Genomic DNA, 14,769 nt, shown 5'->3' with positions numbered 1-14,769 from the left:
GGCTGGTGGCGGGGAGGCGAGGGGGAATTTTGCGGGGGACTGAATGCAACAAGCCCCGCGTTATCTCTCGATAAGCGGGGCTTGTCCTGACGAATATGGTTGCGGGAGCCGGATTTGAACCGACGACCTTCGGGTTATGAGCCCGACGAGCTACCAGGCTGCTCCATCCCGCGTCAGTGGTGTGCATTCTACGGATTCAAGGCTGGGTGTCAAGCGTTAATCTTTGATTTTCCGTAATTTTTTGCAGTGTTGCGGTGTAGGAGCCGGCCTTGCCGGTGAACACGGGCATAGTGGGTGCCATGCCCGGCGCTATTTGCTTCGCCAGCAAGCTTGGCGCCCACGGTAAATATCAGGCAATAAAAAAGGCCACTGTCGAAACAGTGGCCTTTTCTTGAATCTGGTTGCGGGAGCCGGATTTGAACCGACGACCTTCGGGTTATGAGCCCGACGAGCTACCAGGCTGCTCCATCCCGCGCCTGTGAGATCGAATTTTACGGATTTCCTTGGGGGTGTCAAGCACTAATTCAAAAAAATCCTTTTTCGTTCAATCCCTTAGCGCCCCTGATCAGGGCGCAGGTCAGTTGCGGCGGGGCTTTCAGCCCGATTATCGGCGTCAGGCTGTCTCGTCAGACGGCCTTACGGTAGTATCTGTATGAATTTACAGTAGTGGCTGTCGTCCATGTCCCTGCGCAAGATCATCCACATTGATTGTGACTGCTTCTACGCCGCCATCGAGATGCGCGATGACCCGCGCCTGGTCGGTCGGCCGATGGCGGTGGGCGGGCAGCCTGGCCAGCGTGGGGTGATCGCCACCTGCAATTATGAGGCGCGTGCCTACGGCGTGCGTTCGGCCATGGCCTCGGGGCATGCGTTGAAATTGTGCCCGGACCTGGAGATCGTCAAGCCGCGTTTCGAGGCCTACCGCGAGGCGTCGCGGGAGATCCACGCGATCTTTCGCGACTACACCGAGCTGATCGAGCCGCTGTCGCTGGACGAGGCCTACCTGGATGTCAGTGACAGCCAATGGTTTGCCGGCAGCGCCACGCGCATTGCCGAAGACATCCGCCGCCGGGTCGCCCAGCAGCTGCATATCACTGTCTCCGCCGGGGTGGCGCCAAACAAGTTCCTGGCCAAGATCGCCAGCGATTGGCGCAAGCCCAATGGCCTGTTCGTGATTACCCCGGGTCAGGTCGAGGAGTTCGTCGCCGCCTTGCCGGTAGCGCGCTTGCACGGGGTGGGCAAGGTCACGGCAGACAAGCTCGCGCGGTTGGGTATCGACACCTGCCTGTCGCTGCGCGATTGGCCGCGCTTGGCGCTGGTGCGCGAGTTCGGCAGTTTTGGCGAGCGGCTGTGGGGGCTGGCGCGGGGTATCGACGAGCGCGCGGTGCACAATGACAGCCGGCGCCAATCAGTGAGCGTGGAAAACACTTATGACCAAGACCTGCCGGACCTGGCCAGTTGCCTGGAAAAACTACCGGCGTTGTTGGCCAGCCTGAATGAGCGTATTGCACGGATGGACAGCAGCTACCGTCCGGACAAGCCATTCGTCAAGGTCAAGTTCCATGATTTCAGCCAGACGACCCTGGAGCAGGCGGGGGCGGGGCGCGACCTGGAGAGCTATCGGCAGTTGTTGAGCCAGGCGTTCGCCCGAGGTGGCAAGCCGGTACGCTTGCTGGGGGTGGGGGTGCGCTTGCGGGATCTGCGCGGGGCGCTTGAGCAGCTGGAGTTGTTCGGCGACCTATAAAGGAAGGCGCGAGCGGCCCATTGAGGGGCAAGCCCGCTCCCGCAAGGGCCTGTAGCGCAGGCGATGGGCTGCAAGGCAGCCCTTTCCTTATTACTGCGCGCCGGGGTCGGCCACCAGTCGCCCGGTGGCCTTGGTCAGGCTCTGCACGAATTCCTGTTGCAGCTCCGGGTCGTTGCGGGTCAGCTCGATCAGGCTCTGCTCCAGTTCGCTGGCTTCTTCTTCCAGGCCCAGCTCCGACAGGCGCTTGACCCGATGCACCCACTGGCCGACATCGTCGTCCTCCAGGTCATCGAAGATCAGCTCATGGGCCTCGAGCAGCTTGCTGCGCAGGTTGCCGCTGACCAGCAGGCTGGCGTCGCCGCGCACGCCCTTGTCCTCATCGGCCACTTGCAGGTGCAGGGTGCCGATGTGGTTGAGGTTCTGCTCGGAGAACGGGCTGTCCAGCAGGTTCAGGCGCAGCACGCCGTTCTTGTCGGTGGTCAGCTCGTGGGTTTTCTTGCCGGCCTTGACCTCGACCAGGCGTTCGTTCCACGGCAGGCTGGTGAACTCCTCGCGCTTGCCTTTCTCGACTTCGCTGATTCCGGCCAGGTTCTGCTGGGCGCGGCCGTTGGACGGCACGTTCATGAACGGGTTGAGCCCGTCCACGCCATAGCTGAGCCAGTCGTGGGTGACGCTGTCCGGCAGGTTGCCCAGGGCGAACACATTGACCACGTTGGCGCCGATGCCGGCCACCACCGCCACCGCGCCCAGCGGGATCTCGTAGATCTCCCGCCAGGGCTGGTAGGGGGTGTAGCGGTCGTAGTGGCGGGTCACCTCGAATTCGGTGACCTCGAACCGCTGCTGTTCGTGGATGCGCACGCGCCGTTGCGGAAGCTCCATGACCTTGGGCTCGCCGACATCGATCTGCAGACTATGCTCGAGCAGTTTGCGCTCGACGCGCTCCTCGTGGTCGCTGCGCTGGGACATCTGGTTGGCGCAGCCGCCGAGGAGCAGGGCGCCGCACAGTGCGGCGCCCCCCAGGGTATAGGTACTTCGCTTGGACATGATCACTCGCGCAACAGTTATCAGCGGCGGATACGAGCCTGCAGGAAGGCCAGCACTTCATTGAGCGGCAGCGCCTGGGCGTCGGACTCGGTGCGGTGCTTGTACTCCAGGTTGCCTTCGGCCAGGCCGCGGTCGCTGACGACGATGCGGTGCGGGATGCCGATCAGCTCCATGTCGGCAAACTTGATGCCGGGGCTGGTCTTCTTGTCGCGGTCGTCCAGCAGCACTTCGTAGCCGGCGGCGGTCAGTTCGGCGTACAGCTTGTCGGTCGCCTCGCGTACCACCTCGGTTTCGTAGCGCAGTGGTACCAGGGCGATCTGGAACGGTGCCAGGGCGTCGTTCCAGATGATGCCCTTGTCGTCGTGGTTCTGTTCGATGGCGGCGGCGACCACGCGGGACACACCGATGCCGTAGCAGCCCATGGAAAGCACCACCGGCTTGCCGTTCTCGCCCAGGACCTGGCACTTGAGCGCCTCGCTGTACTTGGTGCCGAGCTGGAAGATGTGGCCCACTTCGATGCCGCGCTTGATCACCAGGGTGCCCTGGCCGTCCGGGCTCGGGTCGCCCGCGACGACGTTGCGCAGGTCGGCGACTTGCGGTACCGGCAGGTCACGCTCCCAGTTCACGCCGAAGTAGTGCTTGTCGTCGATGTTGGCACCGATGCCGAAGTCGCTCATCAACGCGACCGAGCGGTCGATCACGCATTCCAGCGGCAGGTTCAGCGGGCCGAGGGAGCCGGCGCCAGCGCCGATGGCGGCTTGCAGCTCGGCGTCCGACGCCATGACCAGCGGGTCGGCGACCTGTTCCAGCTTGGCAGCCTTGATTTCGTTGAGCTCGTGGTCGCCACGGACCACCAGGGCCACCAGCTTGCCTTCCTCGGTGCCGTGCACGATCAAGGTCTTGACGGTTTTCTCGATCGGCAGGCCGAACTGCTCGACCAGTTGCGCGATGGTCTTGGCATTCGGGGTGTCGACCAGGCGCAGCTCTTCGGTCGGCGCCGGGCGCACGGTTTCGCGCGGAATGGCTTCGGCCTTCTCGATGTTGGCGGCGTAGTCGGAGGTGTCGCTGAAGATCACGTCGTCTTCGCCGGAGGAGGCGAGGACGTGGAACTCGTGGGAATAGTTGCCGCCGATCGAGCCGGTGTCGGCCTGCACGGGGCGGAAGTCCAGGCCCAGGCGGGTGAAGATGTTGGAGTACGCCAGGTGCATGCGGTCGTAGGTTTCCTGCAGGGAAGCCTGGTCGGCATGGAAGGAATAGGCGTCCTTCATGATGAACTCGCGGCCACGCATCAGGCCGAAGCGCGGACGGATCTCGTCACGGAACTTGGTCTGGATCTGGTACATGCTCAGTGGCAACTGCTTGTAGCTGGACAGCTCGTTGCGCGCCAGGTCGGTGATGACCTCTTCGTGGGTCGGGCCGACGCAGAAATCGCGCTGGTGGCGGTCTTTCAGGCGCAGCAACTCAGGGCCGTATTGCTCCCAGCGCCCGGATTCCTGCCACAGCTCGGCGGGCTGGATGCTCGGCATCAGCACTTCGAGGGCACCGGCGGCGTTCATTTCCTCGCGGACCACCGCTTCGACCTTGCGCATCACCCGCAGGCCCATCGGCAGCCAGGTGTACAGGCCGGAAGCCAGTTTGCGGATCATGCCGGCGCGCAGCATGAGCTGGTGGCTGATGACCACTGCATCTGCCGGGGTTTCTTTCTGGGTGGCGAGCAAATATTGACTGGTGCGCATGGTGAGCCGTGTCGATTGCCTGAATGTTGAATGACCCCGCATTGTACGGGGGCGAAACGAAAGCGTACAGGATGCCCCAGGGCGGTGCGCTTGTCAGCCATGAAAAAGCCCGGCGCTTGGCCGGGCTTCTGTTCGCGAAGCGCTGCAAGCGGCGGCTTACAGGATGCTCAGCGGGTACTCGACGATCAGGCGCAGTTCGTCCAGCGACGGCGAACCGTAGACGTTGTCCGAAGAACGGTAGGTTGCCTGGCGTACACGCAGGCTCAGGTCCTTGGCCGGGCCTTCCTGAAGCACGTACTTGATGTCGATGTCGCGTTCCCATTCCTTGCCGTTGTTGGTCACGTCGGTGTTGGCACCGGTGCCGTGGGCATAGCGGGTCATGAAGGTCAGGCCCGGGATACCGTATTCGGCGAAGTTCAGGTCGTAGCGTGCCTGCCAGGACTTTTCGTCCTCGGCGTTGAAGTCGGAACGGGCGATGGAGTTGGCGAGGAATACCGTACCACCACCATCGACGCCGTAGCCGTATTGGCCGTCGCCGGTGACGCGCTGGAAGGCCAGGGTGAAGGTGTGGGCGCCGATGTTATAGGCGCCGGACAGGCTGAATGCACGGTTGTCGAGCTTGGTTTCGCTGTCCTTGTCTGCGCGTACCAGGCCGCGACCGTCACTCTTGGTGTCATAGATGTTGAAGTCGAATACCAACCCCTGCTTGTCGGAAATCGGCACTGCCCAGTTGACGTTGGCGTAGTACTTGCGCCAGTAGTCTTCGACCTTGGAATAGTAGAGGCTGGTGGACAGACTGTCGGTGAAGGCATAGGTGCCGCCGAACACGTCCGCTTCCTTCAGGCGGAAGCTGTCGCGGTTGGTCTGCTCTTGGGCGGTGAGGCTGGTGAAGCGGCCGGCATGAACGGTCAGGCCCTTGATTTCATTGCTGGTCAGCAAGGCGCCCTGGGCGATCTCTGGCAGCAGGCGGCTGTCGTCGGTCGCGAACACCGGTAGTGCGGTGAACTGGTCGCCGACTTTCAGCACGGTATCGGAGATGCGGAACTTGGCCGCTGCGCCGCCTTTGGAGTAGTCATCCTGGGAGCGACCGTCGGAGCCGGTGGGGAACAGGCCGGTGCCGGCGCGCCCTTTGCCGCTGTCGAGTTTCAGGCCCAACATGCCGATGGCATCGACGCCGACGCCGACGGTGCCTTGGGTGAAGCCGGATTCGTAGGTGCCGAGGAAGCCCAGGCCAGTTTCTTCGCGGCGGCTCTGGCGATTGCCGTTTTCATCGCGGTCGTTGTTGCGGAAGTCACGGCTGAAATACAGCATCCGGGTCTTGACGTTGAGCTTGCTGTCTTCGAGGAAGCCCTTGGACTCATCCTGCGAAGAGGCGACAGCCATCTGCGAAGTCCCTGCCGCTACGGCCAGGGCGATCATGCTCCACTTCATCACGCGCATCGTGATTTGCTCCTTTGGTTTTTAGGAAGAGTACCGCTGCGCCCAGTGTTTTAATTATATGGGGCAGCTCTTTCTTGTTATGTCGGCGAAAATGTATATCACGCGGACTATTCTTGGCGATATGGGGTAAAACAACCTTTCGGTAACTTTACGGTCATGTCGCTGTTGGCTGTTTCCATGTCGCAAATCACGCCTTGTTAATAGGCGTACAACGCCAGCGCTGTCTCAAAACCGTCATGAATGTATAAACACAAAGTTCGGCTTGTGAAACTCCCTGGTTTATCCGATGCCGCTGTTGTTATTTGTCGCGTCCACCCTGCCTGCAGGGGGCGTGCCGACGTGCTGTGAAGCGAATGCAACAAGCGTGCTCAAAATCACGAACGTTTGATGAAATTTTCACAAAGCCGGTGGCGCAGGCTTGGAAACCTCCGCAAACCGGGGCTGTAGCCAGTCCGGGTGGTATGCCGCGACAAGTGCTGGCACTGCATCGACAAGCTGCCTTCCAAGTCAAGGTGTTACCGACAACTGTTGATCCTGGCTGTTTTATGTGACGGATGTGTGGTGGCTGTTTGGCTGCCGGCTCTTTTTTGGTGCGAAAAGTAGCGCTGTGTTACCGAAGTGGGTCGCCACTGGCGTGCTACGGGTGTCGATAGCGGCGAAGCAGAGTATCCTTGCGCCCTTGTGCCCGCCGGCAGGGCTGGGCTGTACCCTTTGTAAGGAGGTTTGCCGTGTTCACCCTCGATTCGCGCCTGCAACAGGACTCCCTGGTTCTGGGCAATCTGCCGCTGTGCCAGTTGTTGCTGAGCAAGGATGCCAACTATCCATGGTTCATCCTGGTGCCGCGCCGCGCCAATGTCAGCGAGCTGTTCGAGCTCGACGAGGCTGACCTGCGCCAGCTGTGGGAAGAAACCAGCGCCCTGGCCGAGGCGTTGAAGGATGCCTTCGCCGCCGACAAGATGAACGTCGCGACCCTGGGCAACGTGGTCAGCCAGCTGCACATGCATGTGATCGTGCGGCGCCATGGCGATGCCGCCTGGCCGGCGCCGGTCTGGGGCAAGGTGCCGGCGGTGGCTTACACCCCGGCGCAGCTTGACGCCATTCGTCAGCAAGTGCGTGCCCTGCTGGGCGAAAGCTTCAAGGAGGCGTGAGCATGTCGCAGGAATTGGAAATGCGCATGATCGAGCTGGAAACCCGCCAGGCCTTCCAGGATGACAGCCTGCAAGCGCTCAATGACGTGGTGGTCGAGCAGAGCCGAGTGATCGACCGCCTGCAGTTGCAGATGGCCGAGCTGATCAAGCGTTACGAGGAAATGGCCGGCCAGCAGGGTGGCGCGGGAGAAGAAGCGCCGCCGCCTCATTACTGAGGGCGGCGGCAGGGTGGTCAGCGGCGCGAAACCGCGACCACGTCCTCGGCCTGCAGGCCTTTGTCGCGGTGCATCACCGAGAACTCCACGCGCTGGCCTTCGACCAGGACACGGTGGCCCTCGCCACGGATGGCGCGAAAGTGCACGAAGATATCGTCACCGGAATCGCGGGAGATGAAGCCGAAGCCCTTGGAGGTATTGAACCACTTCACCGTGCCAGTATCGCGCAGGCCGGCGTCCTGGGCGCTGCCCAGGCTAGAGCGGGCCTTTCGCGTGCCACGGACGAAGCCTGCGAGCAGGTGCAGGGCGCTCGCCAGCGCGGCACAGGCCAGCGCCGGCAGGTTGCCCAGCTCCGGGCGGGCCAGCAGGGTGAGGGTCTGCAGCACCACTGCCAGCACCAGCAGGATGCTGCTGGCGCGTTGCAGTTGCTGGCGCATGGCCTTGTAGTATTGCGGCAATGCCGGGGCCAGCACCAGGTTGAGCAGCCCGAGCAGTGCCAGGTAGACGGCTTCGGGTTGTTGCAGGAAGGGTGTAGCGTCAGTTTTCAGACTGGGTATGAGCGATAGCAGCAAAGCCGCCACGCCCGTCACCAGATGGACGATCTTGAACATTAGGTTTGGCTCACATTGATAAGGCCGATCACAGGATGAGCTGGTCGCACGGTGCGCGTGTGGTGTAGGCGCTAAAACGTGACGGTCCAGCCTATGCACCCGGCATTGACAATCCGCACGGGTGGCACACTGCCTATTTAACAGCAAAGGCGGGGGCTTCTCAAACTGAGCTGTCGCTGCAGCCCAGTGTCGCATGCGCGGCGGCGCAACTCTTGTTACAGTGGCCGCTGCCCGCTTGCTCGCCAAGCCTTATGGAAAGGGGAACTTCATGGCAATCGATATCGGTATCAGTGAAGAAGATCGCAAGTCCATCGTCGACGGGCTGTCGCGCCTGTTGTCGGATACCTACGTGCTGTATCTGAAAACCCATAACTTCCACTGGAACGTCACCGGCCCTTCGTTCCGTACCCTGCACCTGATGTTCGAGGAGCAGTACAACGAACTGGCCCTGGCCGTCGACTCCATCGCCGAGCGCATTCGCGCCCTGGGCTTCCCGGCGCCAGGCTCGTATGCCTTCTACGCCCGTCATTCTTCCATCAAGGAGGAAGAAGGCGTGCCGCCGGCCGACGAGATGATCCGGCAGTTGGTGCAGGGGCAGGAGGCGGTGGTGCGCACCGCGCGCAGTATTTTCCCGGTGGTCGACAAGGTCAGTGACGAGCCGACCGCCGACCTGCTGACCCAGCGCATGCAGGTGCACGAGAAAACCGCCTGGATGCTGCGCGTTTTGCTCGACGGGAAATGATTGCCGCTTGAAAACCCTGCGCTGCCTTTGAGCCGGGCCCGGCACCCTCTTGGGTGTCGGGCCTGTTCGTTTATGGGGAATATTTTGCTTCTGATATCCATTCGCATGTCGGCGCTTCATTGAGGCTATGGATTCCGCTCGTTCGGCGAGCGGGTGATCAGGTCACGATGGAGCGATGTGATGGAGCATGCGGCAGGTGGGATCAATGGCAATGCAAGGCACGGGGCGGGGGCGGCGAGGCCACGCATCGACCCGTTCAAGCGCGATTTCGACATGGGGCAGGCCGGCCCGGTGTCCCGTTCGGTGCGGCTCAATGGCTTTGCTACGTGCTTGCGGCTCGAGGCGGTGTACTGGCGGATTCTCGAGCGGATTGCCGGGGCCAATCGCTGTTCGGTGAGTGCGTTGCTGTCGTACATCGACCGCGAGGTGCACCTGCGCCATGGCGGGGTGAGAAATTTCAGCGGCTTGGTGCGGGTGATCTGCGTGGCCTGGCTGCAGGAGGCGCCAGACGGGCATTGACCGCCAGGCGGGCTGCACAGCACTCCTTAACCATATATAATCCCGCTCTTTGCTGCCGTGGGCAGCTTGCGATGTGGTTGACGAGAGACACCATGCCCCTTTACGACTATCAATGTGCCGCCTGCGAACACCAGATGGAGGTGCTGCAGAAGATCAGCGCCGCGCCTTTGACCGATTGCCCGGCGTGCCAGGCGCCGGCGCTGAAGAAACTGCTGTCGGTCCCCGGCTTTCGCCTCAGCGGCAATGGCTGGTACGAGACCGACTTCAAGACTGGGGCAAAAAAGAATCTGGCAGGCGGCGACAAGGCCGACTGAGTTGAATTGCACCGCCCGGGTCTTGCAGTATTAGCCCCCTGGGCGGCCAAGACCTCCACCGAATACACGAATCACGAGAAGCGAAACCACCATCATGATGCGCAGCCATTATTGCGGCCAACTGAACGAGTCCCTGGACGGCCAGGAAGTCACCCTTTGCGGCTGGGTCCATCGTCGCCGCGACCACGGCGGGGTGATCTTCCTCGACATCCGTGACCGCGAGGGCATGGCCCAGGTCGTGTTCGACCCGGATCGCGCCGAGACTTTCGCCAACGCCGACCGCGTGCGCAGCGAATACGTCGTGCAGATCACCGGCAAGGTGCGCAAGCGCCCTGAAGGCGCGGTCAACCCGAACATGGCTTCCGGCGGCATCGAGGTGCTGGGCTACGAGCTGAAGGTGCTCAACGAAGCCGAGACTCCGCCCTTCCCGCTGAACGAATTCTCCGACGTTGGCGAAGAAACCCGCCTGCGCTACCGCTTCATCGACCTGCGTCGCCCGGAAATGGCCGACAAGCTGCGCCTGCGTTCGCGCATCACCAGCAGCATCCGCCGCTTCCTCGACGAAAACGGCTTCCTCGACGTCGAAACCCCGATCCTGACTCGCGCCACGCCTGAAGGCGCGCGCGACTACCTGGTGCCGAGCCGCACCCACGCCGGCAGCTTCTTCGCCCTGCCGCAGTCGCCGCAGCTGTTCAAGCAACTGCTGATGGTCGCCGGTTTCGACCGTTACTACCAGATCGCCAAGTGCTTCCGCGACGAAGACCTGCGTGCCGACCGCCAGCCGGAATTCACCCAGATCGACATCGAGACCAGCTTCCTCGACGAAAGCGAGATCATGGGCCTCACCGAGAGCATGATCCGCAAGCTGTTCAAGGAAGTGCTGGACCTGGAGTTCGGCGAATTCCCGCACATGACCTTCGAAGAAGCCATGCGCCGCTACGGTTCCGACAAGCCTGACCTGCGCATTCCGCTGGAGCTGGTCGACGTTGCCGACCAGCTCAAGGATGTCGACTTCAAGGTCTTCGCCGGCCCTGCCAACGACCCTAAATGCCGCGTTACCGCCCTGCGCCTGCCAGGCGGCGCCAGCATGCCGCGCAGCAAGATCGACGAGTACACCAAGTTCGTCGGCATCTACGGTGCCAAGGGCCTGGCCTACATCAAGGTCAACGAGCGCGCCAAGGGTGTCGAGGGCCTGCAGTCGCCGATCGTCAAGAACATCCCCGAGGCCAACCTCAACAACATCCTCGACCGCGTAGGCGCCGTGGATGGCGACATCGTGTTCTTCGGCGCCGACAAGTTCAAGGTCGTCAGCGAAGCCCTGGGCGCGCTGCGTATTCGCCTGGGCCATGACTTCGAGCTGCTGACCTGCCAGTGGGCGCCGATGTGGGTCGTCGACTTCCCGATGTTCGAAGAGAACGAAGACGGCAGCTTCACCGCGCTGCACCACCCGTTCACCGCGCCCAAGTGCACCCCTGAAGAGCTGGAGGCCAATCCGGCCACCGCCCTGTCGCGTGCCTACGACATGGTGCTGAACGGCACCGAGCTGGGTGGCGGTTCGATCCGTATCCACCGCAAGGAGATGCAGCAAGCGGTGTTCCGCCTGCTGGGCATCGACGCGGCCGAACAGGAAGAGAAATTCGGCTTCCTGCTCGACGCCCTGAAGTTCGGCGCACCGCCGCACGGTGGCCTGGCCTTCGGCCTGGACCGCCTGGTCATGCTGATGACCGGCGCGCAGTCGATCCGTGAAGTGATCGCCTTCCCGAAAACCCAGAGCGCCGCGTGCGTCATGACCCAGGCCCCGGGCCTGGTCGACGCCAAGGCCCTGCGCGAGCTGCACATCCGTCTGCGCGAGCAGACCAAGGTCGAGTAATCGGCTCCGGGCGCGTCCCGGCGGATGCGCCCAGGCGCTTCGGCGCACTGTTCCCACGTTCCGCCCTTCGGGGCGGAACCTGTTTCTGTTTCAAGGATTTGGAGTCGTTATGGCCGGTCATTCCAAGTGGGCGAACATCAAGCACCGCAAAGAACGCCAGGATGCCAAGAGAGGCAAGGTCTTCACCAAGTGGATTCGCGAGCTGACCGTCGCCGCCAAGCAGGGTGGGCCTGACCCGGCCTCCAACCCGCGCCTGCGCCTGGCGCTGGACAAGGCCCTGGGCGCCAACATGAGCCGCGACATCATCGACCGCGCCGTGGCCCGGGGGGCTGGCACCAACGAAAGCGACAACGTCGAGGAGCTCAGCTACGAAGGCTACGGCCCAGGCGGCGTGGCGATCATGGTCGAAGCCATGACCGACAACCGCAACCGTACCGCCGCTGCCGTGCGCCATGCCTTCGCCAAGTGTGGCGGCAACCTGGGCACCGACGGTTCGGTGGCCTACCTGTTCGAGCGCAAGGGCCAGATCAGCTTCGCCGCGGAACTGAAGGTCGACGAGGACGCGCTGATCGAAGCCGCCATGGAGGCCGATGCCGACGACGTGGTGGCCAACGAGGACGGCTCGTTCGAGGTGTTCACCTCGTTCAACGCGTTCTATGCCGTGCGCAACGCCCTGGAAGAAGCGGGCTTCAAGGCCTCGGATGCCGAGATCGTCATGCAGCCGACCACCAGCGCCGAGCTGGACAAGGACGGTGCGGAGAAGGTGCTCAAGCTGATCGACATGCTCGAGGACCTGGACGACGTGCAGAACGTCTACTCCAATGCACAGATTTCCGATGAAATCTTGGAAACGCTGGGCTGATCGTTTCGGCAATCGGCTCGATCGTGGGGCAAGCCCGCTCCCGCAAGGCCCGCTCGCCGTTTGGCGCAGGTCGTGTGGGAGCGGGCTTGTCCCGCGATAAGGCCGGCAAAAAATCGTACACATTCGTAGGCGCTATGACCCTGATTCTTGGTATCGACCCCGGCTCGCGCATCACCGGCTTCGGCGTGGTGCGCCAGACCGCGCGCGGCTGCGAGTACGTCACCTCCGGCTGCATCCGTACCGGCGATGGCGAGCTGCATGACCGCCTGCTGGTGGTGTTCCGCGGCGTCAGCGAGATCATCCGCCAGCACGGCCCGGTAACCATGGGCATCGAGCGGGTGTTCATGGCGCGCAACGCCGACTCCGCGCTCAAGCTGGGCCAGGCCCGTGGCGCGGCCATCGTCGCTGCCGCCGAGGCGGGCCTGGAGATCGCCGAGTACAGCGCCAGCCAGGTCAAGCAGGCCGTGGCCGGCACCGGTGGCGCCAACAAGGAGCAGGTGATGCTGATGGTGATGCACCTGCTCAAGCTGACCCAAAAGCCCCAGGTCGATGCCTCGGACGCCCTGGCCATCGCCCTGTGCCATGCCCATACCCGCTCCAGCCTGATTCCCCATGGCTTGACGACGGCGCGGCGGCGCGGCGGGCGCTTGCGTCTGTAGCCGCTTCATGCGCTGATACACATTTTGTCCGGGTGACGCGCGCACCTGGCGCATTTGCTGATAGGGTGGACCGGTTTTCGACCGGCGCCCGAGAGGAAGGATCGGAACGTGATTGGACGTTTGCGTGGCACTTTGGCGGAGAAACAACCGCCGCACCTGATTATCGACGTCAACGGCGTGGGCTATGAGCTGGAAGTGCCGATGACCACCTTGTACCGCCTGCCCAAGGTCGGCGAGCCAGTGACCGTGCACACCCACCTGGTGGTACGCGAAGACGCCCACCTACTTTATGGCTTCGCCGAAAAACGCGAGCGCGAGCTGTTCCGCGAGCTGATCCGCCTCAACGGCGTGGGGCCGAAGCTGGCGCTGGCGCTGATGTCCGGCCTGGAAGTGGACGAGCTGGTGCGCTGTGTGCAGGCCCAGGACGCCACGGTCCTGGTGCGCGTGCCGGGTGTCGGTAAAAAGACCGCCGAACGCCTGCTGGTCGAACTCAAGGACCGCTTCAAGGCGTGGGAAACCTCCCCGGCGATGTTCACCCTGGTTTCCGACGGCCCACTGCCGGCGGCCAGTGAGTCCTCGGCCGAGGCCGACGCCGTCAGTGCCCTGGTCTCCCTGGGCTACAAGCCCCAGGAAGCCAGCAAGGCGATTGCCGCGATCAAGGACAAGGCCGGCCTGAGCAGTGAGGAACTGATCCGTCGCAGCCTTAAAGGGATGATTGCCAAGTGATCGAAACCGACCGCCTGATCGCCGCCAGTGGCCGCGACCGCGAAGAGGTCCAGGACCGCGCGATCCGCCCGCTGCGCCTGGACGAGTACATCGGCCAGCCGGTGGTGCGCGAGCAGATGGCGCTGTTCATCCAGGCCGCGCGCGGACGCAACGAATCCCTCGACCACACCCTGATCTTCGGCCCGCCTGGCCTGGGCAAGACCACCCTGGCCAACATCATCGCCCAGGAGATGGGCGTATCGGTCAAGAGCACCTCGGGCCCGATCCTCGAGCGCCCGGGCGACCTGGCGGCGATGCTGACCAACCTCGAACCCCACGACGTGCTGTTCATCGACGAGATCCACCGCTTGTCGCCGGTGGTCGAAGAGGTGCTCTACCCAGCGATGGAGGACTTCCAGCTGGACATCATGATCGGCGAGGGCCCGGCCGCGCGCTCGATCAAGCTCGACCTGCCGCCGTTCACCCTGGTCGGGGCCACCACCCGCGCCGGCATGCTGACCAACCCGTTGCGCGACCGCTTCGGCATCGTCCAGCGCCTGGAGTTCTACAGCAACAAGGACCTGGCCACCATTGTCAGTCGTTCGGCCGGTATTCTCGGGCTGTCGATGGACGACAAGGGCGCATTCGAGATCGCCCGCCGGGCGCGGGGCACGCCACGGATCGCCAATCGCCTGCTGCGGCGGGTGCGCGACTTTGCCCAGGTGCGTGGCAAGGGCGAGATCACCAAGGCGGTCGCGGACATGGCGCTGAACCTGCTGGATGTCGACGAGCGTGGCTTCGATCACTCCGACCGGCGCCTGCTGCTGACCATGATCGAGAAGTTCGACGGCGGTCCGGTGGGGCTCGACAACATTGCCGCGGCGATCGGCGAGGAGCGCCATACCATCGAGGACGTGCTCGAGCCCTATCTCATCCAGCAGGGCTACATCATGCGCACCCCGCGTGGACGGGTAGTCACCCGCCATGCCTACCTGCATTTCGGCCTGAATATCCCCGGGCGCTTCTGCGAAGGCGGGGAATATGCCGTGCAGGACGATGAATGACAGATCGAATCGCCGATTTCGTGGTCCTACCGCTGGCATGTCGGCAGCTCGCTGGCAATACGACATTATCGATGCAAAAACAGTTGCCGGGGCGGA

15 protein-coding genes and 2 tRNA genes are annotated in these 14,769 nt (G+C 63.1%); 11 read left to right on the top strand and 6 right to left on the bottom strand.

From position 1 onward, the window contains the following. Positions 1 to 96 precede the first annotated feature (96 nt). A tRNA-Met gene (locus KSS95_RS21365) sits at positions 97 to 173 on the bottom strand. Between the two features lie 225 nt (positions 174 to 398). Next, positions 399 to 475, bottom strand: a tRNA-Met gene (locus KSS95_RS21360). A gap of 210 nt (positions 476 to 685) precedes the next feature. Between KSS95_RS21360 and dinB the strand changes: the two genes are divergently transcribed. Next, positions 686 to 1,744: a DNA polymerase IV gene (gene dinB, locus KSS95_RS21355; RefSeq protein WP_217854053.1), complete on the top strand. Its 1,059-nt coding sequence runs from the start codon at positions 686 to 688 to the stop codon at positions 1,742 to 1,744. A gap of 90 nt (positions 1,745 to 1,834) precedes the next feature. Here the strand turns inward: dinB and KSS95_RS21350 are convergent, their stop codons facing one another. The 3 genes from KSS95_RS21350 to KSS95_RS21340 form a co-directional block, all read right to left on the bottom strand. Then, positions 1,835 to 2,788 carry a hypothetical protein gene (locus tag KSS95_RS21350; protein ID WP_217849402.1) on the bottom strand — a complete coding sequence of 318 codons (954 nt, stop codon included), beginning with the start codon at positions 2,786 to 2,788 and terminating at the stop codon, positions 1,835 to 1,837. A gap of 20 nt (positions 2,789 to 2,808) precedes the next feature. After that, the gene (locus tag KSS95_RS21345; RefSeq protein WP_217849401.1) at positions 2,809 to 4,524 is read right to left on the bottom strand and encodes a proline--tRNA ligase; all 1,716 of its coding nucleotides are present in this window, start codon (positions 4,522 to 4,524) and stop codon (positions 2,809 to 2,811) included. A gap of 156 nt (positions 4,525 to 4,680) precedes the next feature. Continuing rightward, on the bottom strand, positions 4,681 to 5,964 hold the full coding sequence (locus tag KSS95_RS21340) for an OprD family porin (protein WP_217849400.1): 1,284 nt from the start codon (positions 5,962 to 5,964) through the stop codon (positions 4,681 to 4,683). Positions 5,965 to 6,692: 728 nt separating this feature from the next. On the opposite strand from KSS95_RS21340, the gene KSS95_RS21335 reads away from it, so the two are divergent. Together KSS95_RS21335 and KSS95_RS21330 are read left to right on the top strand one after the other, a co-directional pair. Then, positions 6,693 to 7,112, top strand: coding sequence for an HIT family protein (locus tag KSS95_RS21335; RefSeq protein ID WP_217849399.1), 420 nt, complete (start codon positions 6,693 to 6,695; stop codon positions 7,110 to 7,112). 2 nt (positions 7,113 to 7,114) lie between these two features. Continuing rightward, a complete protein-coding gene (locus KSS95_RS21330; RefSeq protein WP_225935537.1) occupies positions 7,115 to 7,327 on the top strand; it encodes a SlyX family protein in 213 nt (70 codons plus the stop codon). A 17-nt stretch (positions 7,328 to 7,344) separates the two neighbouring features. On the opposite strand, the gene KSS95_RS24690 is transcribed toward KSS95_RS21330, so the two are convergent. Beyond that, a complete protein-coding gene (locus KSS95_RS24690) occupies positions 7,345 to 7,938 on the bottom strand; it encodes a cold-shock protein (RefSeq protein WP_302467657.1) in 594 nt (197 codons plus the stop codon). Between the two features lie 268 nt (positions 7,939 to 8,206). On the opposite strand from KSS95_RS24690, the gene KSS95_RS21320 reads away from it, so the two are divergent. From KSS95_RS21320 to ruvB, 8 genes are all read left to right on the top strand, one after another. Next, complete coding sequence (locus KSS95_RS21320) at positions 8,207 to 8,680, top strand: Dps family protein (protein WP_003254783.1); 474 nt, start codon at positions 8,207 to 8,209, stop codon at positions 8,678 to 8,680. A gap of 273 nt (positions 8,681 to 8,953) precedes the next feature. After that, the gene (locus KSS95_RS21315) at positions 8,954 to 9,199 is read left to right on the top strand and encodes a ribbon-helix-helix domain-containing protein (RefSeq protein WP_225935596.1); all 246 of its coding nucleotides are present in this window, start codon (positions 8,954 to 8,956) and stop codon (positions 9,197 to 9,199) included. Positions 9,200 to 9,291: 92 nt separating this feature from the next. After that, positions 9,292 to 9,513: an FmdB family zinc ribbon protein gene (locus KSS95_RS21310; protein WP_186662379.1), complete on the top strand. Its 222-nt coding sequence runs from the start codon at positions 9,292 to 9,294 to the stop codon at positions 9,511 to 9,513. Between the two features lie 94 nt (positions 9,514 to 9,607). Continuing rightward, entirely contained in the window at positions 9,608 to 11,383 is a 1,776-nt protein-coding gene (gene aspS, locus KSS95_RS21305; RefSeq protein ID WP_217849397.1) for an aspartate--tRNA ligase, read from the top strand. A 109-nt stretch (positions 11,384 to 11,492) separates the two neighbouring features. After that, positions 11,493 to 12,245, top strand: coding sequence for a YebC/PmpR family DNA-binding transcriptional regulator (locus KSS95_RS21300; protein WP_217849395.1), 753 nt, complete (start codon positions 11,493 to 11,495; stop codon positions 12,243 to 12,245). A gap of 134 nt (positions 12,246 to 12,379) precedes the next feature. After that, positions 12,380 to 12,904, top strand: a complete 525-nt coding sequence (ruvC, locus tag KSS95_RS21295; RefSeq protein ID WP_134689427.1) for a crossover junction endodeoxyribonuclease RuvC — start codon at positions 12,380 to 12,382, stop codon at positions 12,902 to 12,904. Between the two features lie 108 nt (positions 12,905 to 13,012). Then, on the top strand, positions 13,013 to 13,630 hold the full coding sequence (ruvA, locus tag KSS95_RS21290) for a Holliday junction branch migration protein RuvA (RefSeq protein ID WP_217849393.1): 618 nt from the start codon (positions 13,013 to 13,015) through the stop codon (positions 13,628 to 13,630). Beyond that, on the top strand, positions 13,627 to 14,673 hold the full coding sequence (gene ruvB / locus KSS95_RS21285) for a Holliday junction branch migration DNA helicase RuvB (protein ID WP_217849391.1): 1,047 nt from the start codon (positions 13,627 to 13,629) through the stop codon (positions 14,671 to 14,673). The genes ruvA and ruvB overlap by 4 nt, the downstream gene beginning before the upstream one ends. Positions 14,674 to 14,769 lie beyond the last annotated feature (96 nt).

The organism is Pseudomonas muyukensis, from assembly GCF_019139535.1.
Lineage (GTDB): Bacteria > Pseudomonadota > Gammaproteobacteria > Pseudomonadales > Pseudomonadaceae > Aquipseudomonas > Aquipseudomonas muyukensis.
The sequence above is the reverse complement of the archived record's forward strand: the minus strand, read 5'-3'. Positions and strand labels throughout refer to the sequence as shown.